The organism is Bisgaardia hudsonensis (genome assembly GCF_004345785.1).
In the GTDB taxonomy this organism is placed as follows: Bacteria; Pseudomonadota; Gammaproteobacteria; order Enterobacterales; family Pasteurellaceae; genus Bisgaardia; species Bisgaardia hudsonensis.
In genome coordinates, this window is the sequence record NZ_SLXI01000005.1 from 127331 (window position 1) to 142946 (window position 15616).

13 protein-coding genes are annotated in these 15616 nt (G+C 34.0%); 6 read left to right on the plus strand and 7 right to left on the minus strand.

Annotation, left to right across the window (positions count from 1 at the left end; translation table 11 throughout):
- Window positions 1–185: 185 nt before the first annotated feature.
- A complete protein-coding gene (locus EV697_RS07765; RefSeq protein WP_132024363.1) occupies window positions 186–2033 on the minus strand; it encodes a TRAP transporter large permease subunit in 1848 nt (615 codons plus the stop codon).
- A gap of 287 nt (window positions 2034–2320) precedes the next feature.
- Between EV697_RS07765 and EV697_RS07770 the strand changes: the two genes are divergently transcribed.
- Genes EV697_RS07770 through nanA form a run of 5 tightly spaced genes read left to right on the plus strand, consistent with a single transcriptional unit; the run spans window position 2321 to window position 6224 of the window.
- Window positions 2321–3010: an N-acetylmannosamine-6-phosphate 2-epimerase gene (locus tag EV697_RS07770; RefSeq protein WP_132024365.1), complete on the plus strand. Its 690-nt coding sequence runs from the start codon at window positions 2321–2323 to the stop codon at window positions 3008–3010.
- 10 nt (window positions 3011–3020) lie between these two features.
- On the plus strand, window positions 3021–3908 hold the full coding sequence (locus EV697_RS07775; RefSeq protein WP_132024367.1) for an N-acetylmannosamine kinase: 888 nt from the start codon (window positions 3021–3023) through the stop codon (window positions 3906–3908).
- 26 nt (window positions 3909–3934) lie between these two features.
- On the plus strand, window positions 3935–4405 hold the full coding sequence (gene nanQ / locus EV697_RS07780; RefSeq protein ID WP_132024369.1) for an N-acetylneuraminate anomerase: 471 nt from the start codon (window positions 3935–3937) through the stop codon (window positions 4403–4405).
- A gap of 47 nt (window positions 4406–4452) precedes the next feature.
- Window positions 4453–5322: a MurR/RpiR family transcriptional regulator gene (locus EV697_RS07785; protein WP_132024371.1), complete on the plus strand. Its 870-nt coding sequence runs from the start codon at window positions 4453–4455 to the stop codon at window positions 5320–5322.
- Window positions 5323–5345: 23 nt separating this feature from the next.
- Window positions 5346–6224 (plus strand): N-acetylneuraminate lyase, encoded by an 879-nt coding sequence (gene nanA / locus EV697_RS07790; RefSeq protein ID WP_132024373.1) that lies wholly within the window; start codon window positions 5346–5348, stop codon window positions 6222–6224.
- Window positions 6225–6313: 89 nt separating this feature from the next.
- On the opposite strand, the gene plsB is transcribed toward nanA, so the two are convergent.
- Window positions 6314–8734 (minus strand): glycerol-3-phosphate 1-O-acyltransferase PlsB, encoded by a 2421-nt coding sequence (plsB, locus tag EV697_RS07795; RefSeq protein WP_132024375.1) that lies wholly within the window; start codon window positions 8732–8734, stop codon window positions 6314–6316.
- 155 nt (window positions 8735–8889) lie between these two features.
- Here plsB and lexA point away from each other — a divergent pair, with 155 nt between their 5' ends.
- Window positions 8890–9528 (plus strand): transcriptional repressor LexA, encoded by a 639-nt coding sequence (gene lexA / locus EV697_RS07800; RefSeq protein WP_132024377.1) that lies wholly within the window; start codon window positions 8890–8892, stop codon window positions 9526–9528.
- A gap of 38 nt (window positions 9529–9566) precedes the next feature.
- Here lexA and dapF read toward each other — a convergent pair whose 3' ends face one another.
- The 5 genes from dapF to leuS all read right to left on the minus strand — a co-directional run bounded on the left by dapF (window position 9567) and on the right by leuS (window position 15500).
- Window positions 9567–10391, minus strand: a complete 825-nt coding sequence (dapF, locus tag EV697_RS07805; RefSeq protein ID WP_132024379.1) for a diaminopimelate epimerase — start codon at window positions 10389–10391, stop codon at window positions 9567–9569.
- Window positions 10392–10489: 98 nt separating this feature from the next.
- Window positions 10490–11254: a 2-succinyl-6-hydroxy-2,4-cyclohexadiene-1-carboxylate synthase gene (menH, locus tag EV697_RS07810; protein ID WP_418883942.1), complete on the minus strand. Its 765-nt coding sequence runs from the start codon at window positions 11252–11254 to the stop codon at window positions 10490–10492.
- A gap of 49 nt (window positions 11255–11303) precedes the next feature.
- Entirely contained in the window at window positions 11304–12350 is a 1047-nt protein-coding gene (gene holA, locus EV697_RS07815) for a DNA polymerase III subunit delta (RefSeq protein WP_132024382.1), read from the minus strand.
- A gap of 11 nt (window positions 12351–12361) precedes the next feature.
- On the minus strand, window positions 12362–12862 hold the full coding sequence (locus EV697_RS07820) for an LPS-assembly lipoprotein LptE (RefSeq protein WP_132024384.1): 501 nt from the start codon (window positions 12860–12862) through the stop codon (window positions 12362–12364).
- Window positions 12863–12917: 55 nt separating this feature from the next.
- Entirely contained in the window at window positions 12918–15500 is a 2583-nt protein-coding gene (gene leuS / locus EV697_RS07825; RefSeq protein ID WP_132024386.1) for a leucine--tRNA ligase, read from the minus strand.
- Window positions 15501–15616 lie beyond the last annotated feature (116 nt).

The window sequence follows — 15616 nt, forward strand, 5'->3', positions numbered from 1 at the left end:
TTTTACATAAAAATTTTCTTCAATTTTACTCAAACTATTAAAAATATTTTTATTGTTTATTACAATATTATACTAAAAATAAAAAAGATGAGCATTACACTCATCTTTTCTATCATTAACTGTCAATAATTATTAATTCATTGACTATTTCATTCTATACTCAAATTACTTATTACCCATCTCAATTACGGCATAATCAAATTAGGAATAAAAGTAATAATACTCGGGAAGAATGTAATTAATATTAATGTCACAAATATTGGCACTAAGAATGGTAACACACCTTTGGTTACTGTACTTACCGACATATTACCCACTCGAGCTACCACAAACAACGCCATTCCCATCGGTGGCGTTAAAATACCCACCATCATATTTAAGGTTGTCATTACGCCAAAAAACACTAAATCAATTCCAAAATGCACCGCTATCGGTATTAACATCGGTAATACTAAAAACTGTAATGCTAATGCGTCAATAAACATTCCCAAGAACAACAACAGTAAGTTAATCATTATTAATACCATTGTCGGTGTATCCGCTACCGCAACAAAAAACTCCGCGATTCGCATCGCAACCTGTTCACGTGCAATCATATCTCCAAAGAAAGTTACTGTCATTACCATCAATGCCGTTACACCCGTAATCGCCATTGCTTCTACGCAACTCTTAAAGAATAACTTTAATGTTAATTCTTTATAAACAAACATACCAATTATCGTTGAGTATGCTGCCGCAATTACCGCCGCCTCTGTCGGTGTAAACAATCCAGAGAAAATACCACCTATAATTAAAATTGGAGTTAATACCGCCCAAATCGCTTTCTTAAACGCTACACAACGCTCTTCTAATGTCGCTTTTGCTGTCTTTGGATAACCACGCTTTTTCGCCACAAAGTAGTTCATCGTCATTAACGCAATGGTAATTAATACGCCTGGCACAAACCCTGCTATAAATAATTTGGCAATAGACTCATTCGCAATAACACCATAAATAATCATCGCAATACTCGGCGGAACCAGCGGTCCAATAATACAAGATGCTGCCGTTATCCCACCACAGATATCATCATCGTAACCCGCATCTCGCATCGCTTTGATTTCTAATTGACCTAAACCACCCGCATCCGCTAAGGCTGAACCTGACATTCCAGAAAAAATCAAACTCGCACCAATATTAACGTGTCCCATTCCACCACTATAATGACCTAATAACGCTTTCGCAAAGTTAAAAATTCTTTCTGTTATCCCACCAGTATTCATTAAAATACCTGTTAAAATAAAGAACGGTACTGAAAGTAATGAGAAACTATTTAAACTATCCGTTAACTTCGTTGAGGCTGAATTTACTATACTCCAACGTGTCATCGCAAAATATAAGATTGTGGCAATAAATAATGACCAACCCACCGGTGAGCCAAGAAACATAATAATTAACCAAACCACTAGAACAACATAAACTGCATCACTACCCAATTTTACATAATTAGTGATTCTCAACGCCTTAAATAAATCAGGTTGGAAAAATAAAATCCCAAGTAATACCACTGTCAAAACTATATAAAATAATGGGGGTAAATGACTTAAATTATTTTTATAGTTTTCATTTTGTGCTTGTAAAAAACGGTAAAACATCAATACCGTAATTAACGGCAATGCCGCATATAACCATTTTTCTGATATCTCTAATGAAACTATTTCAAAACTTGAATCCAGAAATATCTTTAACCCCAAATGAAAAAATAAAAAAAGACAAATATATGTCAAGATTTGAACAAATGAATTAACCCCTTTTCTTACTCCCACTGGCATTTTATTGGTTAAAAAATCTATGTAAACGTGTTGTTGCGTCCTAGTCGCCATACTAATTCCAAACATACCTACATAGATAAATAATAACCTTGCTAATTCCTCACTCCAAATCAATGGTGAATCAAAGACTTGGCGCGAGACTATCTGTGCTAACAGTATCCCAAAAATAATCAGAAAAAGGGTTCCGCCTAGCCATTCTTCTAATTTATTTAAGACTTTCATAATGCCTCCAGAAAACTACATAAAAAATGCGAATAAAAGTGAAAAATTCCTTTAACTTTTACAAGTAATTTAATATCAATTAATCCACTCAAATTAAAATGGATACTTAAACTTCTACCATACAATACTTGACATTTAATTCATCTGCAAACTATTTATTGAAATTTTACTCCATTATTTGATCAAGATCTCAATTTTTAATTATTTTTCTTGTTTTTTATTTTGATAGGTTTATTCTTATCATCGTGAATATTAACTTCTAAACTAAGAAAAATATCGGAGTCGTTATGTCAAAATTATCACATTCTGAAGTTTTAAATACAATAAAGCATGGATTAATTGCTTCTTGTCAACCTGTAGATAATGGTCCAATGGATGATCCTAATATTGTCGCCGCAATGGCACAAGCATCTTTGATTGGTGGTGCAAAAGGATTACGTATTGAAGGTATTGAAAACTTGAAAGCAACACGTAAGGTCGTAACAGCACCGATAATTGGTATTGTAAAAAGAGATTTATCAGACAGTCCCGTAAGAATTACACCATTTCTACATGATATAGAAGATCTTGCTGCAGCTGGCGCCGATATTATCGCCGTAGATGGAACGAATAGAACTCGCCCTGTTGATATCGAAAGTGCGGTGAAAAAAATCCATGAATTAGGTTGTCTCGCAATGGCTGATTGTTCAAATCTAGAAGAGGGACTGTATTGTCAAAAATTAGGTTTTGATATCGTTGGTAGCACAATGTCAGGCTATACCGGTGGTGAAATTCCTGAAGAACCAGATTATCAATTAGTAAAAGATCTAAAAGTAGCAGGTTGTACAGTGATGGCAGAAGGCAGATATAACACACCTGAATTAGCTAGAATTGCTATTGAAATTGGTGCACATTCAGTTACCGTAGGATCTGCATTAACTCGCTTAGAACATATCGTAAGTTGGTTTGCAAAATCTATTGAAAAGGCAAAAGTATAAGGAATATAAAATGCGTTGTTTAGCTCTTGATATTGGTGGTACAAAAATAGCCTCAGCGATTGTTACAAATAGTAATATTAAAAATCGTCGCCAAGTTGCCACACCAACAACTAATGTTGCCGTCGAAATGCATAATACAATAGCTGAGATAATGGCATATTATGCAGGGCAATTTGATGCAGTAGTCGTTGCCTCAACAGGTATTATTAATAATGGTATTTTAACTGCCTTAAATCCTAAAAACTTGGGTGGTTTGGCTGATTTTCCATTAAAAAATAGTATTGCCCAACATACAGATAAACCTATTGGATTATTAAACGATGTTCAAGCTGCTGTTTGTGCAGAGTATAAAGAGCAAGATCAAAATAAAATTAAAAATTTTGTATTCATTACCGTTTCTACTGGTGTCGGAGGAGGAATCATCTTAGATGGTGAACTATCCACAGGACCAAATGGTGTCGTGGGACATATTGGTCATACTCTAGCTGATCCTAATGGACCAATCTGTGGTTGCGGACGAAGAGGTTGTGTCGAAGCAATTGCAGCAGGACGAGCAATTGAAGCAGTATCAAGTCAATGGACACCACCTTGTTCCCCTAAAGAAGCATTTGAGTTATTTAGAAAAGGTGATGAAAAAGCGATCGCACTTATTAGACGTTCAGCATCAGCAATCGCCAATTTAATCGCAGATATGGCGATTGGATTGGATATACAAAAAGTATCATTAGGCGGTAGTGTGGGTCTTGCAGAAGGCTACTTACCATTAGTAAAAGAATATTTGAGTACGATGCCAACATTCTATCAATGTGAAGTAGAATCAGCTGTACATGGTGGTGATGCGGGATTAATTGGAGCCGCATATTGGATCGAAAAACAATTAACAAAAAATTTACTATAATCCACAATAGATTTTAAGGAGTGAATATGATTTTTGGTGATTTAACAACAGAAAATTTCAAACTCAATTTACCAAAAGTAATCGCTGATGTTTGTGATCATCTAAAAACATTAGATCTAATTAATTTAGAAAAAGGTCGTCATGATCTTACTGATCAAATTTATATGAACGTTATGGAGCCTGAAACTGCAGCGTCAGAAAGCAAACAAGCAGAATTACATCGACAATATATTGATGTACAGGTACTAATTTCAGGTCAAGAATGGATTGAATACGCTGTTAATACACCTGATTTATCTCAATATACACCATATGATGAAAAAGATGATTATCAGCTTATTCCAGATATCCCAAATAAAAGTACAATTAAATTAACTCCTAATATGTTTGCTATTTTCTTTCCTTACGAGCCTCATAAACCTTGTTGTAACGTTGATGGAAAAGTAGTGAACTTAAAAAAACTAGTCGTGAAAGTACCTGTTGAGTTAATTAAATAATTCATTAAAGAAAAATCAACTGATCAAATTAGAGGAGATATCACATTATGGCTGTAACTAGTGGCAATATTTTAGATACGATAGGAGCGCTATATCATAGCCTCACTAAAACAGAAAAAAAGATCGCAACAACTATTCTGTCTTCTCCTCATTTATTAAGCCAATGCTCCTTAGCTGAAATATCACATCAATTTGATGTAGGAGAAGCAACTTTTATCCGATTCTGTAGAACATTAGGTTTTAAAGGATTTACTGATTTTAAATTACAATTATCTATTGAACTAGCAACCAAAGATAGGCAACCAAATTCATTATTAGAAAGTGATATTACTAAAAATGATGATGCACAGCATATTGCTGAAAAATTACAAAATGCAATTAATGGTGTAATTAGTGAAACCGTTAATCTATTGGATATAGAACAATTAGAACAAGTAGTCACACAAATACGAAATGCCAAAAGAATTTTCTTATTTGGTGTTGGATCATCAGGTATTACGGCAGAAGATGCAAAAAATAAATTAATGCGAATTGGCCTACAAGTAGATGCAACGAGCAATAATCATTTTATGTATATGCAAGCCTCGCTGATGAAAGAAGGTGATGTAGTATTAGGTATAAGCCATTCTGGCTATTCAAAAGAAACAATACAAGCTCTTAGTATTGCCAAAAAAAATGGTGCAACTACCGTCGCTCTTACTCATAATTTACGTTCACCAATAACATTAGTTGCTGATTATGTATTGACTAATGGCAATCGCCAAGGTCAGTTACAAGGCGACTCTATTGGTACCAAAATAGCTCAACTCTTTGTATTAGATTTAATCTATACTTTGATTGTGCAAGTTGAAGAAGAGCAAGCAATAGCAACGAAACAAAAAACAGTTAATGTTATTTTGGAACAAAGAATAAAATAACCCCCTTCAATTAGGAGAAAAAAATGAAAAATTTAAAAGGTATTTACAGTGCATTGTTAGTGTCTTTTAACGAAGATGGCTCAGTAAATGAAAAAGGTTTACGCCAAATTATCCGTCATAACATCGATAAAATGAAAGTCGATGGTCTATATGTCGGTGGTAGTACGGGCGAAAACTTTATGCTTTCAACCGCTGAGAAAAAAGAAATCTTCCGTATTGCTAAAGATGAGGCAAAAGATCAAATTGCTTTAATTGCACAAGTAGGTAGTGTAAATTTACAAGAATCTATCGAATTAGGTAAATATGCAACTGAACTAGGCTATGACTGTCTATCTGCAGTAACGCCATTCTACTATAAATTTAGCTTCCCTGAAATCAAACACTACTACGATACAATTATAGCCGAAACAGGTAATAATATGATCGTTTATTCAATCCCATTCTTAACTGGTGTTAATATTGGTGTTGAACAATTTGGTGAACTTTACAAAAATCCAAAAATCATTGGTGTTAAATTCACAGCTGGTGACTTCTATTTATTAGAACGTTTGAAAAAAGCTTATCCAAATCACTTAATTTGGGCTGGTTTTGACGAAATGATGTTACCTGCAGCAGCATTAGGTGTTGATGGTGCGATTGGTAGTACATTTAATGTAAACGGCGTTCGTGCAAGACAAATTTTTGAATTAACTCAAGCAGGTAAATTAAAAGAAGCTCTTGAAATTCAAAATGTAACTAATGATTTAATTGAAGGTATCTTAGCAAATGGTTTATACCTAACAATTAAAGAGTTATTGAAACTTGAAGGTGTTGAAGCTGGATATTGTCGTGAACCAATGACAAAAGCAGCAACTGAAAAACAATTAGCAGTTGCCAAAGAATTAAAAGCTAAATTTCTTTAATATTTAAAATCTTATAAAAATAAGACCGCACTTTATATGAAATAAAATGCGGTCTTTTATATAATACAAAATACTAGCTCACAACAAAATTAATCAGTTTTATCAACGGCACTTTTTATTGTTAATATCACTTCATCTGATATCATACGATCAAGATATTCTGTAATAAAGTCTAATTTTTCACCTATTGCTACAGCATTTTCATCAAAATAACCATTATCTTTTAAACTTGCAATGAATGTAGAAAAAACGGCTTTATCAAAAAATTCTGGCGCATTAATACCATGTAATACGGATAAACGTTGTGCTACAGACTGACTCTCTTTCTCCAATGCAACACGAGATATAGAAGGGGAATTTCTCAAAATACTAATGGTAATATAATAACGTTGCAATATTTCACGAACATTAGCTGACCATAATTGTAATACTCTTACTTTAAGTCTATTAATGGACACAAAATTAGCACTACATTTTATTAACTGTTGTTCTTGAAACTCATTAATAATTTGCTCAATACGGGTATTTAATTCATTTTCTGAAAAATGTAAAAATAGTTCTGATTTTAAGAAAGGATAAATCTTATGAACTGCCTCAAGTATTAAATCTTTTTGAATCGCTTCATAATGTAAAACAATACTTGCAATCAATGATGGCAGTACAAATAGATGTTGAATATTATTGCGGTAATAAGTCATTAATACCGCTGAATTACGTTCTAAACGAATAATTTCACCAAAATTATCTTTCTCAACGATAATACCTACTCGCTCTAAACTTAAAACATGAGTCAAAATTTCTTCAGGAGACTCTTCAGGTACAATAATATCTTGTGAATATGGTGCATTTTTAAACAATCTGATATAGCTATCCAATTGTTCGATCAACTGTTCTTTTGACAATGCTCTCTGACGAGCTGACAATAAAACAGTGCCTGTTAAATTCATTGAATTAATTGCAGCCGCTTTATTCATATTGACCATAACTTGATTTGATACCGAATCAACAGCTTGACTAAACCAAGCGGGTCTTTCAACATCACAATTATCTTTCCAACTAGGAAAATTCTCATTTAAATAATTATTTAATTTAATTGGCTCACCAAAATTCACATATCCCTTACCAAGATTACGTAATTTTCTAATTACTCGTAAAACTAAACCTGCATTTTCTTTCTCTTTCTCTGCACCTCTTAATTCTTTCGCGTAAGTATCTACTTCAATCACATGCTCATAACCAATATAAACAGGAACAATAGCAATCGGGCGAGTTTGTCCTTGTACTAATGTTTGCAATGTCATCGACATCATACCTGTTTTAGGTGTCAACAAACGACCAGTACGTGAACGTCCCCCTTCAATGAAAAATTCGACAGAATAACCACGATGGAATAATTCCGATAAATACTCACGAAAAATTGTCGAATAAAGTCGATTACCTTTAAAACTACGACGAATAAAGAAGGCACCACCACGACGGAATAATGCTCCAATAGGCCAAAAATTTAAATTAATTCCAGCGGCAATATGCGGTGTAACAAGCCCTTGATGATACAATAAATAAGATAATAAGAGATAATCAATATGACTACGGTGACAAGGGATATAAACAATCTCATTCCCTTCTAAAGCTAACTTACGAACACGATCTGCATTTTCAACTTCAATGCCTTGATACAACTTATTCCATAATAAACGTAAAAATCGATTTGCTAACCTTAGCCCTTCATAATTTACATTGGCGGCTATCTCATCTAATATTTTATAAGCTTCTTTTCGTGCTTTTTCTTCGGAAATCTTTTTGGTCTTTGCCTCATCAGAGATAGCGGATAAAATAGCTGGTGATTGTAATAGCTTATTAAACATTGCCTCACGATTAGGTAATCTTGGGCCTGTTGCCGAAATTCGCTGCTTGGCAAAATGTATTCTTGCAACTCTAGCCAATTTTACTGCCATACCTTCATTAAAACCATATTCATCGATCATATAACGCAATGATAGTGCTTGCGAAAAACGAACAAAAGTATCTCGCCCAAACCATATAGCGGCGGCGGTTTTCTGAATACCATTCAACAACCTAAGTTTAGGTAACTCTGATTGATCTTCATGACCTGGTGAACGCCCCCATAACACTGACACAGGAACAAGTTGTACATTCAAACCAAGAAATGTACGATGCAATGTTAGATATTTTTTTATTGTATCAACCGTTTCTGCTTTTGCACCTTTTGACTTAAAAAAATGTCGTCCCTCATCTAAAAATACATAACGCGGTAAATCGATACCATTAAAACTATTTTTTTCAATAGGATCGGGGAGTCCTACTGATAAACAATTTCGTCTAAAAATAACAAAGTCCGTCTGTGAAGTATAAGGCAAAATATAAATAATAGGTTGCTCTAAATCTAATTCTAGTTCTTCAATTGGTTTTTGTGGGATGGGATTATTTTTAACTAGAAAAGAAAGCGGAAACTCTAAACACTTTCGATATAAATTGAGAATTTTTGACATAAAATAAACCAGTTATAGATTTCAATAATACATTGTTACCCATTCTACAATAAAAATACTCAATATTTAAAAGAATTTACATAAAAGAAATATTGCACTAAAGCATTTTCTGTATATAATAACAGTAAATCTGTATATAAAAACAGGAGTTATTAATGGGATTATTAAAAACCCTTACCGCAAGACAAAAAGAAATATATGATCTATTAAAATCACATATTGATAGCACTGGAATGCCTCCAACAAGAGCAGAAATATCTAAAGAATTAGGGTTTAAATCACCTAATGCAGCTGAAGAGCATTTAAAGGCTCTTGCAAGAAAAGGGGTTATCGAAATTATTTCTGGTGTTTCTCGGGGTATCCGCATTATTGGAGGGGAAACAAACATAGAAGATGATATTGATGGATTACCACTCATTGGAAGAGTCGCTGCAGGAGAACCTATTTTAGCTGAACAGCATATAGAGGCTACCTATAAAGTTGATGCTAATATGTTTAAACCTCAAGCAAATTTCTTACTTAAAGTTTATGGCCAATCTATGAAAAATATAGGTATATTAGATGGCGACTTACTCGCAGTCCATAGTACAAAAGATGTTAGAAATGGACAAATTGTCGTTGCGAGAATTGAAGATGAAGTTACCGTAAAACGCTTAGAACGGAAAGGTTCTGTTGTTTATCTACATGCAGAAAACGAAGAATTCGACCCCATTATTGTAGATTTAAAAGAACAACCACAATTTGAAATAGAAGGAATTGCCGTTGGCATAATTCGTAATAATGCGTGGATGTAAACAGTTAAAATTATTAGTTATTAATATTAACTATTTGTTTATAACCTTATAACGCCATCATAAACATGAGTTGCTTCACCTGTCATATAAAGGGGAGATCCTATCCCCTGCCATTCAATGAATAAATTTCCACCAGGAAGATCAACCTTTACCTTATTAGAAAGACTACCTTGCATTATCCCCACAGCCACTGCAGCACAAGCGCCACTTCCACAAGCTTGAGTTTCACCAGCTCCACGTTCGTAAACACGTAGTTTTATATGGTTAGGATTGATAATCTGCATAAATCCAGCATTAACTCTATCAGGAAAACGTTCATGATTTTCTAGTAAAGGACCAAGTTGTTCTATATTCGCAGTATCAATATTATCCACTTGAACAACACAATGAGGATTACCCATAGATACTACACCACAGAGGACTGTTTGAATATCAGTACGGATAATATAATTTTTTTCAAATTTATTTGCTTTAAATGGTACTTTACTTGGCTCCCAAATAGGCTCCCCCATGTTCACTCGGACAGTACCATCATCTTTTACTGTAAGGATCATTTTCCCTTTTGTCGTACTAACAGATATGTCTTTTTTATTCGTCAAATTTTTTAAGGTAACAAAACGAGCAAAGCAGCGAGCACCATTACCACATTGTGCAACTTCGCTACCATCAGCATTAAAAATACGATAATGAAAATCAACTTCAGGATCATAAGGTGGCTCGACAATTAATAATTGATCAAAACCAATACCTCTATTACGATCAGCAAGCCTTTTAATTACTTCAGTAGGGAAATAAACATTCTGCGTTATTGCATCCACCACTACAAAATCATTTCCTAATCCATGCATTTTGGAAAATTGCATCTTCCTTTCCTTAAAACATAATCCTGTTATTTGTTCATCATTATAATAATCAATCCGTGATTCGTATATCCTTTTATTTCAAATATAACAAATAAAAGTTACTCTTTTTTATTCATCTCAAAGTCCTTTAATATAATATTTAATATTTCGACAAACTTACTTGGATTTTCTTGATGAGTATTATGACCGCTCTGTTCCACTATATAATGATTAAGCTGATTATTGATTGCTATATTTTTAAATTTATGATCTTTTTCCCCAACAATATAATAAATAGGTAATAATGTTGACCGCACTTTTTCAATAAAGTTAGGTTGCTTAGCTAATGATGTAGCTTTTAACATTAATGAAATAGATTTACCCCCACTTTTATTTAAAAGAGCAGTACGTTTTTTGATTATATTTTCTCTCTGCTCCATATCGAGATGAGAGAATACAGATTGTTGATACCAATCATTTAATACGGAATAAAGATTGTCTTTGGCAAATCTATTTGCCCAATACATATCATTTTCCCAACGCTGTAGTTTCTCTATTTGAGAAGTAAGTCCTAAATTAGCCCCTTCCAACACAATACCTTTTAATTGTCCTTTAGGTAATAGTGATTGCAAAGCATAGTACAGAGCAATACGCCCCCCAAGAGAATAACCAACAATAATATAAGGTTTTTGTGATAATTTATTTTGTATTTGTTTTGAGATATAACAAACGGTTTCTTCAAAATTAGAAACTGTAATATTTTGAGCATCACCATGAAACGGAAGATCAACACATACACAAGGTATTGGTGATAATTTTGCTACAATATGTTTCCAATCAGACTTATCACCAAGCAATCCATGTAAAAATACAAGTATTATCATTATGTTACCTTAATTTATATCTAATATAAACTTGCTCAAAGAATTTTTATTATATTTTTGATTGCGATACTTCAATAGAAATATCAAGTAACTTTTCCCATAAAGTATCAGTAAATTCTTGTTTGGCTATCCGCTCTATATCGGCTAATTGTTGAATAACTAAATACAGTTTACGATAATTAAAGCGTTGTATCACTTGGATAAAAAAAGGACGTCTATTTTGCCAAATTTTTAGGCGATCAAAATTCTCACGTAGTTGATCTCGGTGCAAAGGTTCATCAATATTCATTAATTTATCCTGTGGCTTAGTGAGATCTAAAATTGTCACTAATTCACGTTGTAATGTTCTTAATAAAATAATAGGTTGAACATCATCAACTTGTAATCCATTTAAAATACGTTTTGCTCGAGGTAAATTCCCATCAAATAACGCATCTATCCACTGAAATACGGTAAAAATAGAGGATTGTTCCACCACTTCCTCTACTCTTTTATAAGTTATTTTCTGCTCTGGATATAACAATGCAAGAAGCTGTAAACTTTGTTTTAATGCTAATAAATTATTTTCATAACTGTAACAAAGTAACTCAACAGCCTCCTCATCAATGGTAAGCGACATTGACTTGGCTCGATTAACAATCCAAGTAGGTAATTGATTTGCATTCGGAGTTTGACAATTAATTAAGGTAGCCAGTGGATCATATTGCTCACTTTCAAGAAACCACAACTGCTTTTCCATTAACTTAGTTAATTTGGGAAATTGCAACACTAATAATATATCAGAATGTAGTAATGAGATGAGTTGTTGTAATTTTTTTTGTATTGATACGGAAATGTTTTCAGGCAAAGTAAGAAAAATAACCTGACGATTAAAAAACAATCCCATAGATTGTACTTGTTCAAAAAGGCTATCCCAATCTGTTGAATTATCAATAATTATCTCAAATTTCTCATCAAATCCGTTTGACAAGGCAGTCTTTAAAATAAGATCTCGACTTTCTGTTTGTAGTAATAAATCTTGACCGACTAGATAGTAGATATTAGCCAATTCTCTTTCGAGATTCTTTACAAGTTGTTCCGTAAAAATACGTTTCATATTTTATTCGGTTATTTTTCAACAATTTTATTTTGTAAGGCGACCATTTGACTTAAAATTTGTCTTGCAGCCTGCTCACGCATATCATTCCAAATCACTTCTTTTTCTGCTGATTTTGCTAATGCAGCTCGAGAGTTATCAAAGAACGTACGAGTTACCCTTGTTGTTAATGGATAACTTTTAGAATTAGCTAACCGTACAGTTGCTTCTACATCTAGTATAAGTAGCTTTTCTGCTTCTTTACCTTGTTTAAATATTGAGGCAACTTCATCGCTAATAGATGTTTTATTAAGTCTCAATACAGGAATATCTTTCTGACTGTCAACTAATCTTACGTTATTTATTAATAACTGTTTTCTTAGTGCCATTGTCATACGACTGTATTGATCATTGCTTTCTAATGTTAACGTCTTTAAGGAAACGGGTAATAATTCACCTGTCTGGAAGTGAAAACCGCAACCTGTTAAGAATAATCCGATTGTAGCAAGCGCTACTTTAATTTTCTTTTGCATAAAAAACCTTTTTTATTTTAACCGCACTTTTAAAAAGTGCGGCCATTTTTTTAAATTATTTTGCAACAAAACTTAATAATTTACCCGGTACATAAATAACTTTCAAGATAGTTAAGCCTTCAAGGAATTTAGTTACATTAGGTTCTGCCAATGCAACCTCTTTAATCTCATTTTCAGCCATATCCGCTGGTACAGTTATTTTCGCACGGACTTTACCATTTACCTGAACAACCACTAATTTTTCATCATCAATCATTGCTTTCTCATCTGCTTGCACCCAAGCGGCGAAATCAATGGTATCCTTGTTACCTAGATCTTTCCATAGTTGGAAACAAATATGTGGGGTAATTGGATAAAGCATACGTACTACCGCACTCAATGCTTCAGCCATAATCGCCCGATCTTGCTCATCAACTAATGGTGCTTTAGTAAGTTTATTCATCAATTCCATTACAGCTGCAATAGCTGTATTAAACGTCTGGCGGCGTCCAATATCATCACTTACTTTGGCAATAGTTTTATGAACATCACGGCGTAACGCTTTCTGCTCACGAGAGAGTATCGCACTATCAACTAAACTTGTTGTTGCAACCTTGCTATATTCAAATACCAAGTTCCATAAACGACGTAAGAAACGATTTGCTCCCTCTACACCAGACTCTTGCCATTCTAATGTCATTTCAGCAGGGGAAGCAAACATCATAAATAAACGAACAGTATCTGCGCCATATTTTTCTACCATCTCTTGTGGATCAATACCATTATTCTTTGACTTAGACATTTTTGTCATACCTGTGTGAACAAGTTCATGACCTTCATCATCAATTGCTTTGACAATACGTCCTTTCTCATCTCGTTCTAATGTAACTTTTGTTGGTGAAACCCAAATACGTTCATTCGTTGGACTGGTATAATAAAAGGCATCCGCTAGCACCATACCTTGACATAATAATTTATTTGCAGGTTCATCTGAATTTACTAGACCTGCATCACGTAATAATTTATGAAAGAAACGGAAATATAATAAATGCATAGTGGCGTGTTCAATACCACCAATATATTGATCCACTGGTAACCAGTAATTTGCTTCATCACTGTCTAGCATACCTTGTTGGAAAGTTGGTGAAGTGTAACGAGCATAATACCAAGAGGACTCCATAAAGGTATCAAAAGTATCCGTTTCTTTTAATGCTGGTTGACCTTGATAAGTCGTTTTTGCCCAATTAGGATCCGCTTTAATTGGACTTTTTACCCCATCCATTACCACATCTTCAGGTAGCTGAATTGGTAAATCCGCTAATGGTGCAGGAACGACATCGCCATTTTCAAGCGTAAGCATTGGGATTGGAGCCCCCCAATAACGTTGGCGAGAAACCCCCCAGTCACGTAAGCGGTAATTCACTTGTCGTTTACCTACGCCCATTTTTTCTAATTTATCAGCAATACCATTAAATGTCGCTTCAAAATCTAAACCATTAAATTCTTCAGAATTAATACTCACACCATACTCAGTATAAGCCTTTTCAGAAAGATCTAATACCGAGCCATCTGCTGGTGTAATCACTGGAAATAATGGTAAATTATATTTTTGAGCAAATTCATAATCACGTTGATCATGTGCTGGAACTGCCATTACTGCACCAGTACCATAGTGCATTAATACGAAATTGGCTACCCAAATTGGTACTTGCTTATTCGTGATAGGATGAACAGCATATAAACCTGTTGCCATTCCTTTCTTTTCCATCGTAGCCAATTCTGCTTCTGCTACTTTCGTATTTTTGCACTCTTGGATAAATTGAGCGAGTGCTGGATTTGTTTTAGCTGCTTGCTCAGCTAATGGATGTCCTGCAGCCACAGCCATATAAGATACACCATAAAAAGTATCAGGGCGTGTCGTATATACGGCGACAGTTTCATCAGAATTTTCAATACGGAAAGTGATTTCAACCCCTTCAGAACGCCCAATCCAGTTACGCTGCATCGTTTTAACCATATCAGGCCATTCAGGTAAATGTTCTAAATCAGTAAGCAACTGCTCTACATAGTCGGTAATTTTAATAAACCATTGCGGTATCTCTTTTTGTTCTACTGGAGTATCACAACGCCAACAACAACCTTCATGAACTTGTTCATTGGCAAGTACAGTTTCATCGTTTGGGCACCAGTTTACAGTCGAAGTCTTTTTATATACTAAACCTTTTTTATACAATTCAGTAAAAAACCATTGCTCCCATTTATAATATTCAGGACGACAGGTCGTTACTTCACGATCCCAATCAAACCCAAAACCTAATGTTTTAAGCTGATTTTTCATATACTCAATATTTTCATATGTCCATTTGGCTGGAGCCGTTTTATTTTTTATTGCGGCTCCTTCCGCAGGTAAACCAAATGCGTCCCACCCCATTGGTTGTAATACATTTTTACCATTCATACGCTGATAACGAGAAATCACATCACCGATTGTATAGTTACGCACGTGCCCCATATGCAAACGCCCAGAAGGATAGGGAAACATAGATAAACAATAATATTTTTCTTTAGTTTCATCTTTAACAGCTTTAAATGTTTGATTGTCTTTCCAATATTGTTGAACTTCAGCCTCAATCAAATCAGGACGATAATGTTCTTGCATAGCTTTACCTTTTTATAAAAAAACCACCACACTTTGAATAAATAGCGGTCTAAATTAAACGTAGAAAATACCTTATAGAATAACGTAAAATAAGGGGAAATAACAGAATTTATTAA

Excerpts from the sequence above, each read along its gene's own strand:
- leuS (WP_132024386.1), bottom strand. The coding sequence starts at position 15,500 with ATGCAAGAACATTATCGTCCTGATTTGATTGAGGCTGAAGTTCAACAA.
- dapF (WP_132024379.1), bottom strand. The coding sequence starts at position 10,391 with ATGCAATTTTCCAAAATGCATGGATTAGGAAATGATTTTGTAGTGGTG.
- menH (WP_418883942.1), bottom strand. The coding sequence starts at position 11,254 with ATGATAATACTTGTATTTTTACATGGATTGCTTGGTGATAAGTCTGAT.
- holA (WP_132024382.1), bottom strand. The coding sequence starts at position 12,350 with ATGAAACGTATTTTTACGGAACAACTTGTAAAGAATCTCGAAAGAGAA.
- EV697_RS07765 (WP_132024363.1), bottom strand. The coding sequence starts at position 2,033 with ATGAAAGTCTTAAATAAATTAGAAGAATGGCTAGGCGGAACCCTTTTT.
- EV697_RS07770 (WP_132024365.1), top strand. The coding sequence starts at position 2,321 with ATGTCAAAATTATCACATTCTGAAGTTTTAAATACAATAAAGCATGGA.
- plsB (WP_132024375.1), bottom strand. The coding sequence starts at position 8,734 with ATGTCAAAAATTCTCAATTTATATCGAAAGTGTTTAGAGTTTCCGCTT.
- nanA (WP_132024373.1), top strand. The coding sequence starts at position 5,346 with ATGAAAAATTTAAAAGGTATTTACAGTGCATTGTTAGTGTCTTTTAAC.
- lexA (WP_132024377.1), top strand. The coding sequence starts at position 8,890 with ATGGGATTATTAAAAACCCTTACCGCAAGACAAAAAGAAATATATGAT.
- nanQ (WP_132024369.1), top strand. The coding sequence starts at position 3,935 with ATGATTTTTGGTGATTTAACAACAGAAAATTTCAAACTCAATTTACCA.
- EV697_RS07775 (WP_132024367.1), top strand. The coding sequence starts at position 3,021 with ATGCGTTGTTTAGCTCTTGATATTGGTGGTACAAAAATAGCCTCAGCG.
- EV697_RS07785 (WP_132024371.1), top strand. The coding sequence starts at position 4,453 with ATGGCTGTAACTAGTGGCAATATTTTAGATACGATAGGAGCGCTATAT.
- EV697_RS07820 (WP_132024384.1), bottom strand. The coding sequence starts at position 12,862 with ATGCAAAAGAAAATTAAAGTAGCGCTTGCTACAATCGGATTATTCTTA.